The 6,147-nt window shown below is 57.8% G+C and carries 8 protein-coding genes; 6 read left to right on the plus strand and 2 right to left on the minus strand.

The window, feature by feature from the left end:
• The coding region (locus HPY58_13140) for an ISLre2 family transposase (protein NPV30562.1) at window positions 1-283 on the plus strand (283 nt) is incomplete at its 5' end.
• Between the two features lie 545 nt (window positions 284-828).
• Here the strand turns inward: HPY58_13140 and HPY58_13145 are convergent.
• A complete protein-coding gene (locus tag HPY58_13145; protein NPV30563.1) occupies window positions 829-1,410 on the minus strand; it encodes a VanW family protein in 582 nt (193 codons plus the stop codon).
• 256 nt (window positions 1,411-1,666) lie between these two features.
• Here HPY58_13145 and HPY58_13150 point away from each other — a divergent pair, with 256 nt between their 5' ends.
• The 3 genes from HPY58_13150 to HPY58_13160 all read left to right on the plus strand — a co-directional run bounded on the left by HPY58_13150 (window position 1,667) and on the right by HPY58_13160 (window position 3,793).
• The gene (locus HPY58_13150) at window positions 1,667-1,912 is read left to right on the plus strand and encodes a type II toxin-antitoxin system HicA family toxin (GenBank protein NPV30564.1); all 246 of its coding nucleotides are present in this window, start codon (window positions 1,667-1,669) and stop codon (window positions 1,910-1,912) included.
• The gene (locus HPY58_13155; protein ID NPV30565.1) at window positions 1,905-2,261 is read left to right on the plus strand and encodes a type II toxin-antitoxin system HicB family antitoxin; all 357 of its coding nucleotides are present in this window, start codon (window positions 1,905-1,907) and stop codon (window positions 2,259-2,261) included. The genes HPY58_13150 and HPY58_13155 overlap by 8 nt, the downstream gene beginning before the upstream one ends.
• Window positions 2,262-2,647: 386 nt before the next feature.
• Window positions 2,648-3,793 carry a TolC family protein gene (locus HPY58_13160; protein NPV30566.1) on the plus strand — a complete coding sequence of 382 codons (1,146 nt, stop codon included), beginning with the start codon at window positions 2,648-2,650 and terminating at the stop codon, window positions 3,791-3,793.
• Window positions 3,794-3,922: 129 nt separating this feature from the next.
• On the opposite strand, the gene HPY58_13165 is transcribed toward HPY58_13160, so the two are convergent.
• Window positions 3,923-5,473, minus strand: coding sequence for a Na/Pi cotransporter family protein (locus HPY58_13165; GenBank protein NPV30567.1), 1,551 nt, complete (start codon window positions 5,471-5,473; stop codon window positions 3,923-3,925).
• Window positions 5,474-5,784: 311 nt separating this feature from the next.
• On the opposite strand from HPY58_13165, the gene HPY58_13170 reads away from it, so the two are divergent.
• Together HPY58_13170 and HPY58_13175 are read left to right on the plus strand one after the other, a co-directional pair.
• Complete coding sequence (locus tag HPY58_13170) at window positions 5,785-5,943, plus strand: hypothetical protein (GenBank protein NPV30568.1); 159 nt, start codon at window positions 5,785-5,787, stop codon at window positions 5,941-5,943.
• 16 nt (window positions 5,944-5,959) lie between these two features.
• Window positions 5,960-6,147 (plus strand): hypothetical protein (locus tag HPY58_13175; protein NPV30569.1); only part of this gene is annotated, 188 nt, incomplete at its 3' end.

A 6,147-nucleotide genomic window follows, 5' to 3' on the forward strand; every position in this document is an offset into this window, starting at 1 on the left:
GACCATCAGCGGAGGAGACCGGATGGCCCGGCTTCTGGCCGCAAAAGCAAACGGAGAACTCAGCAAATATGCCACGCGCTGGCCGGTGGAGCACCGAAAGCTAAAAGAGTTGATGCAGGCAACGCCGGGAGAAAAGGAGATAAGAAAACAAAAAGCAGAAGAAGTGGGGAAATGGCTGCAGGCGACCATACCGGCACTAAAAGGGCCTTTTGCAGATCGTCCCTGGATAAAACATGTTTTACGGGAACTGACCCGGCCGGAATTTGCTGCTCTTATTTGCTAGTCGGTTTCCCGGGTAGCACTGATAGCCTGGCCTCTATATGTGTTAAATGTTTTGCGACGGGGCGTATTACGATAATTTGTTCCCGAAGCTGCCTGGCAGGTGGGTTAATTTTATTTAAGATGTTGCCTAAAGCTAGTGTTTTGAACGTTGAGGTCTCTCGAGGGGAAAAGTTCTATGTAGATACCTACTGGATCTTGACATGGACGTTCTCGAAAAAGCTGTTGACATTTCGAAAAAGAATAGATTAAAATCAGAATGGAAACACTGAAACAAAAGGTTGGTACGGCCCTCATCTGTCGGGGCTTTAGCTACGGCCTCTAAGTTTGGCAGAGCTTAGAGGCTTTCGCTTATTTCCCTAACTTGATGAGACTGACTACAAATGTTAGGAAAAGGAGCAGGACGGTGATTAATTGGAGAGTTTCTGCGGTGTTCACAGTCCTCACCCCCTTTCGGTTTTGATCCCCGACAGGGTGAGGCTGCTTTTGTCCAGTGTTTCCGAGAATATTTTAGCATGTCTTACATACTTTTTCCAATCCCCCCTTAACTCAGCATTCCGCTAATTCCGCTAAACGATAACCACTATTATACGGCGGCGCAATACTCACCGCCAGCATCTGAAGGCTCCACAGCTCCACGGCAACATTTTTTCCTTTAGAGCGCGCCAGGATAACCACCGGATCTTTCAGGTTGTTGCGAAACCTGAAGTCCCAGCCGCGCTCCAGCCTGCCGTCCGGACTGACGCGAAAGCTGACGGCGGCGTCGTCTTCCTTCGCCCAGGCCAGGGGAACGCCGTGGGGGTGCCTCTCGACAATTTCGAGCCCCGCGTCCAGGGCGGCCCTGTAGAGTGCCGTGGATGTCACGCAGACTCCCCCGGCGAGAGCGGGCACGGCCTTCCCGTTCAGGACGCCGTAGCCGTAAACGTACCCGTGGGCGGAATCAAAAGGGCCCGCCGTGTCCCAGTAGCTGAAGGTCTGCCCGGGATAGACGATGATGCCGTCAATCGCTTCGGCGGACACTTTAGCGTTGAACATGATGAGGGCGGCTTCGTTTTCGGTTAAAGCCGGAGGCGGAACGTAGTTAACATCGCCGGAACCCAGGAGATCGCAGGGCAAGAGAATCCAGAACAAAAAGGCGATAAACGAAAGCAGGACGGTCGGGGCCCGGTAGACAGGGCGCCTCTGTATAAAAATCCCTCCTTAACTTCCCTGCTTTTTGTTATTATTCTCGCTCTTTCAGGAATTTCCTGCCAAATGCGTGGGGATCACCTCCTGAAAAAAGAAAAGCCCCCCTGTAAGGCTTCGCCGGAGGCGGGTTAAACATAGCAAAAACATGGTCTCTTGACATTATTGCTACTATATATGATACTATTTGCAGGTGGTTGGTTTGAGTACTCTGAAAAAACTGTACGAAAGAATCAAGCACAACCCGAATCAGGTTCGCTTTGACGAACTGCGGAAATTGCTGCTGCGCGCAGGGTTCAAAGAACGCCAACCGCGCAAGGGCTCGAGCCACTATGCCTACGTCAAAGGCGGAAAGCTGGTTACGGTCCCGAAGCATTCCAAGCCGGTCAAAGCCGCCTACGTCAAACAGGTAATCAAGGCCCTGGAAGGAGAGTTGCCAGATGAGTAAATCTCTTGATTATTACCTCAGCCTCCCTTATAAAGTTGTTCTGTATCCCGCAGAGGAAGGAGGCTTTGTAGCCGAAATTCCCGAATTGCCCGGCTGCGTTTCCCAAGGCGAAACTGTCGAGGAAGCCTGGAGGATGGTCCATGACGCGAAGCGCGCCTGGCTTGAAACGGCACTGGAAGAAGGTATCCCCGTTCCGGAACCAGCGTCGGACAGGTACTCGGGGCGCTTAGTGTTGCGCATGCCGAAGTCGTTGCACCGCCGCATCGCGGAACTGGCAAAACAAGAGAATGTCAGCCTGAACCAGTACATCGTCTATCAGCTGGCGCGGGTAACAGGCTTGAATTCTTAAATCCGATGACCGCCCGGTTCAAAAAATAGATCACCGCCGGCCGGACGGTGCTCCCCAACACAACGCCAGAGCCCGGATCCTCCCCGATCCGGGCTCTTTCATTATCTGGGGTGGGAGGATTATGCAGATCATCCCTAAAAGGAAGAGGCTGAATGGTGGCTGTAAAGTGCCTTTGAAAAGTCCGGCTTCGTTTACTCCATTTCGTGTCGGACGACAACAAGCGAGTCTGAATTTAACCGCAGGAAGGGCGAAGGCGAGTTATAAGAGACAGCCGGATTCCGATTGACACGGCGAGGCGGGCAGGCGTATACTTTTGCCAGGTAGTTGACGCGGTTAACCATTTTTGAAGAGGAGAGGAGACCTTGAAGCCCGGAGGAAGAAGTTTGCTGCGGCAGATCATTGCTCTTCTGCTCGCCATTCTGTTCGCTTTCGGGGGCGCGGTCCCTGGGGCTTGGGCGAAGGAGCCCGCCCGGCCCGAGATCTCGCTCAACGAGGCGATAGCGAAGGCGCTCGCCCAGAGCGAGAGGGTGAAAAAGGCGGAAAAAGAGGTCGACCGCACCGAAGCCTTGAGAGACTATGCTGCTGACCAGCTTGACTACACGCCGGTGATGCCGGCGGGCAACCCAATGATCGAGGCGGCGTGGGCGGAATTGCTTGCGGCCGACCTCACCTGGCAGTCGAGCAAAAAGAACCTCACCGCGGAGCAGGACGCAGTCGCCCTTGATGCCTGCAAGAAGTACTGGGACGTGCTCCAGGCCCAGGAGAAGGTTAAGGCGGCGGAAGCGGCGCTGGCCAGCGCCCGGCGGCAGCTGCAAAACGCGCGGGCGGGATACCAGGCCGGGACGCTGCCCCTGGCGGCGCTCATCGGCGCAGAGGCGCAGTACCGCAGGGCGGAGGCCGCGCTTGTGAGCGCGCGGAACGACTTAGACAAGGCCTACACCGCCCTGAACCAGGCCATCGGCCTCTGGCCCGAGGACCGGCCGGTGCTCACCACATCCCTCGAGTTTCATCCGCTGGAGGTCTCTAGCCTCGACTACGAGGTGACGAAGGTCCTTGAGAACTGCCCCCAGGTCTGGCTCGCGGAGCAGGGCGTGCGGTTAAAGCAGTATTACCAGGACATTATGTTTTATAAGGGGATTGTATACGGCACCTTTTCCTACAAGCCCTACGAGGCTCGAAAAGTAGAGGTCGAGCAGGCCGAGCTCGACGCCGCCAGCACGAAGAAGCTCTTCGACCTGATCACGCGCCAGCTCTACTACAGCGTGAAGAGCCTCGAGGAGGCCTACGCCGGGGCGCAGGAGGGGGTGCGGGCGGCGGAAGAAGCCCTGCGGGTGGCCCGTCTCAAGCTCGACGTGGGCATGGCCACGGCGGCGGACGTGGCGGCGGCAGAGCAGGCGCTGGCTGACGCGAAGAAGGCGGCTTTTGAACTCGCCTGCCAGCACGCCTACATGAAGCTCGCCTTCGGCAAGCCCTGGGCCTACCTGAGTTCGCTTTCGTCATCTTCTTCGGCCGGCACAGGGGCTGCCGGATAGAACAGACACTTTCATTTGGAGCCTGACGGCGAGGCCCGGGGCACGAAGCCCCGGACTGTTTTTGGTTGCCGCCGTCGGGCGGCTTGGAGACGGTGCAGTAGCGTTGGGGAAGCAGGAGGGGCGGGCAGGCTAGAAGTCGTCCAGCACCACCTGGGCGATGTTGTTGGCGTGGTCTCCCACCCGCTCGAGGTTGCTGATGATGTCGAGGAAGACGACCCCCGAGGTGGGGTAGCAGATCCCCTTGTTGAGCCGCACGAGGTGGTTCTTCCGCAGCTCCTTCTCCATGGCGTCGATGCGCGGCTCGCTTGCGATGACCGCCCGCGCCTTTTCCAGGTTGTTCCGCCGGAGCGCCTCCACGGCGCGCCGGAAGGTGCCGGAAACGAGGTCGTACATCTCCTGCAGCTCCCCGATGGCGTATTCGCTGAAGGGGAGGTTCTCGTCGATCCTCACCAGGGCGAGCTCGGCGATGTTTTCGGAGTGGTCGCCCACCCGCTCGATGTCGTTCACCGCATGCAGCAGCCCGGTGTGCCTCTTCGACTGCTCGGGGGTGAGGTTCCGCTGCGCCAGCTTTGCCATGTAGACGGTGATCGCCCTCTCCAGCTGGTCGACCACCTTCTCCTGCTCGAAGGCCCTCTCCAGGCGCTTCTGGTCCTTCTCGAAGAACCCCTGCATGGCGTCCTCCAGGGTTTCCGCGGCGAGGTCGGCCATTCGGATGATCTCCCTGGTGGCAAGAGACAGGGCCACCGCCGGGGACTCCAGCATCCGCTCGTCCAGGTAGATCGGCCCCCTCCTCAGCTCCCTGTCCTCCCCTGGGAGCAGCCATGTGATGAAGCGGGCGAAGTGGTTGATGAGGGGGAGCATGATCATGGTGTTCAGGGTGTTGAAGGAGGTGTGGGCGTTGGCGATGAGGCGCGCCGGTACGTCCGGGGAGATGAGGGTGACGAATGCCTTGAACCAGGGGAGAAAGGTGAGGAAGATCACCGTTCCGATGACGTTGAAGAGGACGTGGGCGAGGGCGGACCGCCTGGCGTTGAGGCTGGTGCCGATGCTCGCCAGCACCGCGGTGATGCAGGTGCCGATGTTGTCCCCGAAGAGCACCGGGATGGCAACATCAAAGGGGACGAGCCCCTGGTTTGCCATCGCGATCAGCATCCCGATCGTGGCGCTGCTGCTCTGAATGATCACGGTCATCGCCATTCCGGCGAGCACTCCTAAGAGCGGGTAGCGGCCGAAGCTCGTGATGAGGCTTGCGAAGGCCCGGCTTTCTTTTAAGGGGGTTACTGCCGCCTGCATGACCTCCAGGCCCAAAAAGAGGATGCCGAACCCGAGCACCACCTGGCCGGCGTAGCGCCAGAGGCGCTTTTTTGAGAAGAAGTAGAGGGCGAAGCCGAGGGCGATGATGAGAAAAAGGTAGTCGCTCAGCTTGAAGGCGATCAGCTGGGCGGTGATGGTGGTCCCGATGTTCGCCCCCATGATGATGCTGATCGCCTGCTTGAGGCTCATCAGCCCGGCGTTCACGAAGCCGACGACCATGACGGTGGTGGCGCTGCTGCTCTGGATGACGCCGGTTACCAGCGCCCCCGTGAGCACCCCCATTACCGGAAGCTTCGTGAGGGTCTCAAGGATCTTCCGCATCCTGTCCCCTGCGGCCCTCTGGAGCCCCTCCCCCATGAGGCCCATTCCGAAGATGAAAAGCCCCAGCCCGCCGAGGATCCCGGTGATCAGCCTGAACGTGTCCACGCGGTCGAAATCTCCCTTTGCTGCCAGGCGCAACCTGGAAAACAGGCTGTTGGCGGTAGAAATGTCACTGAGAATGTTCTACTTCGACCTCGAAGGCCGTTTTTCCTGTTGCTCCTGACGCTTTCAGGGTCGAGGTTGGATCTTCAAGAGCCCGCCTGTGTTGCCTCTGTCCCTCGGGGCCCTGAGCTGCGGCACAGAAGAGGAAGCGCTCGCCCTGGCCGAAAAGAAGTTTAAAGAACTAAGCAGCTGGCTTGAAAAACGCCCAGTTGGGAAAAGAGGCAGAGGTAGTGAGAGGTAAAGATAAAATCAAAGAAATGTTTTTCAGAATATATGGTATAATGTGCTTGGAAGGCGGAGTTTTTGTGGTTGGTTCTCTTGCACCGGAAGGAGAAGTTAGAAAAAGACACTGAGAAGGATGTGGTCTTTGTGGAGGGAGAAGTCATCGGGGTCTTTACTCCCGAGCTCTACCGGACGGTTATTGCCATCGTCGACATGCGGATGGCCGAAATTAAGGTGACAAGGCAGGATTTCGAAGAGCTCAAAGGCGCGGTCAGGGAGCTGGCGGAGGCTCTAAAAGAGGCCCAGAAGGAGACGCGCCAGGAGGTGGCCCGCCT

This window comes from Bacillota bacterium (assembly GCA_013177945.1).
In the GTDB taxonomy this organism is placed as follows: domain Bacteria; phylum Bacillota; class DSM-12270; order Thermacetogeniales; family Thermacetogeniaceae; genus Ch130.

What these genes read in the sequence shown, in the direction of transcription:
- HPY58_13155 (NPV30565.1), top strand. Translation starts at nt 1,905, where the DNA reads ATGAGTAAATCTCTTGATTATTACCTCAGCCTCCCTTATAAAGTTGTT.
- HPY58_13165 (NPV30567.1), bottom strand. Translation starts at nt 5,473, where the DNA reads ATGGGCCTCATGGGGGAGGGGCTCCAGAGGGCCGCAGGGGACAGGATG.